Below are 2316 nucleotides of genomic sequence, written 5' to 3'. Positions count from 1 at the left end.
GGACCGTGCAGCCGATCATGGAGGAGATCGACAAGGAGGTGGAAGAAGCCGCCGCCACGCTTGGCGCCAGCCGCTTCCAGACGATCAGCCGGGTGCTGTTGCCGGGACTGCTGCCGGCCGGCCTCACCGGCTTTGCGCTCGCCTTTGCCCGCGGCGTCGGCGAATACGGCTCGGTGATCTTCATCGCCGGCAACCTGCCTTACGTCTCCGAGATCGCGCCGCTTCTGATCGTCATCCGGCTCGAAGAGTTCAACTACGCCGCCGCCACCGCCATTGCCGCGGTGATGCTGGCGATCTCCTTCGCCATGCTGCTGCTCATCAACTCGATCCAGGCCTGGAGCCGGCGGAGATATGTCTATGTCGCATGATCTGACCGCCAATCCCCTGCCCGCATCTGGGCCGCAACGCGCCCTGCCGGCGCTGGCCGCCGCCACCTCCGAAAGCCGCTTTGCCCGGGTGACCTTGACGATCACCGCCCTCGTCTTCGTCGCGCTGTTTTTGCTTTTGCCGCTCGCCGCCGTCTTCACCGAGGCCTTGCGCAAGGGACCGGCCGAGTTCGTTGCCGCGCTCGGCGATGCCGAGACCTTCTCGGCCATCCGCCTGACGCTGACCGTCGCCGCCATCGCCGTGCCGCTCAACCTCGTCTTCGGCGTGGCCGCCGCCTGGGCGATCGCCAAGTTCGAGTTCAAGGGCAAGGCCTTCCTGACGACGCTGATCGACCTGCCGTTCTCGGTCTCGCCGGTCGTTTCCGGCCTCGTCTTCGTGCTGTTGTTCGGCTCGCACAGCCTGATCGGTCCGTGGCTGCAGAGCCACGGCATCCAGATCCTGTTTGCCGTGCCGGGTCTGGTGCTTGCCACCGTCTTCGTCACCTTCCCCTTCGTCGCCCGCGAACTGATCCCCTTGATGCAGGAACAGGGCTCCAGCGACGAGGAGGCGGCCCTGTCCTTGGGGGCGTCGGGCTGGCAGACCTTCTGGTTCGTGACGCTGCCGAACATCAAATGGGGGCTGCTTTACGGCGTGCTTCTGTGCAACGCCCGCGCCATGGGCGAGTTCGGCGCCGTCTCGGTGGTCTCCGGCCATATCCGCGGCGAGACCAACACCATGCCGTTGCAGGTCGAAATCCTCTATAATGAATACAACTTCGTCGCCGCCTTTGCGGTGGCGGCGTTGCTGGCGCTGCTGGCGCTGATCACCCTGATTTTGAAGACGGCGCTGGAGATCCGCTACAGCGCCGAGATCGCCGCCAGCCGCAGGCATTGAAAGGTCAAACGCTATGGACGTGCGCGTTCACAACATCCGCAAGGAATTCGGCCGCTTCCCGGCGCTCGACGACGTCTCGCTCGATATCCGCTCCGGCGAACTGATCGCGCTGCTTGGCCCCTCCGGTTCCGGCAAGACGACATTGCTGCGCCTTGTCGCCGGGCTCGAAAGCCCGACCGGCGGCACGATCTTCTTCGGCGACGAGGACGCCTCGCAAAAGACGGTGCAGCAGCGCAACATCGGCTTCGTCTTCCAGCACTATGCCCTGTTCCGCCACATGACGGTGCTCGACAACGTCGCCTTCGGCCTCAAGGTGCGCCCGTCGGGCCGCCGGCCGCCGGCCGCCGAGATCCGCAAGCGGGCGCTCGACCTCATCGACCTGGTGCAGCTCTCCGGTCTCGACAAACGCTATCCGGCGCAGCTCTCCGGCGGCCAGCGCCAGCGCGTGGCGCTCGCCCGCGCCATGGCGGTCGAGCCGAACGTGCTGCTGCTCGACGAGCCGTTCGGCGCGCTCGACGCGCAGGTCAGGAAGGAACTGCGCAAGTGGCTGCGCGAGATTCACGACCGCACCGGCCACACGACGATCTTCGTCACCCACGACCAGGAGGAGGCGCTGGAACTGGCCGACCGCGTCGTCGTCATGAGCAAGGGCACGATCGAACAGGTCGGCACCCCCGACGAGATCTACGACCATCCGGTCTCGCCCTTCGTCTTCGGCTTCATCGGCCAGTCGAACGCACTCGCCGTCACGCTCCAGAACGGCGAGATCTGGTTCGAGGACCGGCCGATCGGGCTCAGGGCTCCGGCCGAGCCGGACGGTCCGGCCAATCTGCACTTCCGCCCGCACGACATCGAGCTGATCGACGGCTGCGGCGGCTGTCTCGCCGGTCTCGTCACCGCCAGCCGCCGCGTTGCCGGCACCCGCCATCTCGAACTCGATCTGGGCCGCAACCATCCGCATGTCGAGATCGAACTGTCGCCCGAACGCGCCGCCGCCGGCGACCACAGCCGCATCGCCTTCCGGCCGACAAAGTGGAAACTCTTCCGCGACAACAG

The 2316-nt window shown here is 66.5% G+C and carries 3 protein-coding genes; all 3 read left to right on the top strand.

The annotated features are described in order from the left end of the window. The coding region (locus V7S54_RS33190; protein ID WP_336410019.1) for an ABC transporter permease subunit at positions 1–368 on the top strand (368 nt) is incomplete at its 5' end. Continuing rightward, positions 358–1260 (top strand): sulfate ABC transporter permease subunit CysW, encoded by a 903-nt coding sequence (gene cysW / locus V7S54_RS33185; protein WP_336410020.1) that lies wholly within the window; start codon positions 358–360, stop codon positions 1258–1260. The genes V7S54_RS33190 and cysW, both read left to right, overlap by 11 nt. Before the next feature lie 13 nt (positions 1261–1273). Further along, positions 1274–2316: sulfate/molybdate ABC transporter ATP-binding protein (locus tag V7S54_RS33180; protein ID WP_336410021.1), on the top strand; the 1043-nt coding region annotated here is incomplete at its 3' end.

It is taken from the genome of Ensifer sp. CCNWLY38, from assembly GCF_037120565.1.
GTDB lineage: Bacteria > Pseudomonadota > Alphaproteobacteria > Rhizobiales > Rhizobiaceae > Ensifer > Ensifer adhaerens_H.
Note: the sequence above shows the minus strand (reverse complement) of the source record. Positions and strands in the feature narration are given on the sequence as shown.

What these genes read in the sequence shown, in the direction of transcription:
- cysW (WP_336410020.1), top strand. Translation starts at nt 358, where the DNA reads ATGTCGCATGATCTGACCGCCAATCCCCTGCCCGCATCTGGGCCGCAA.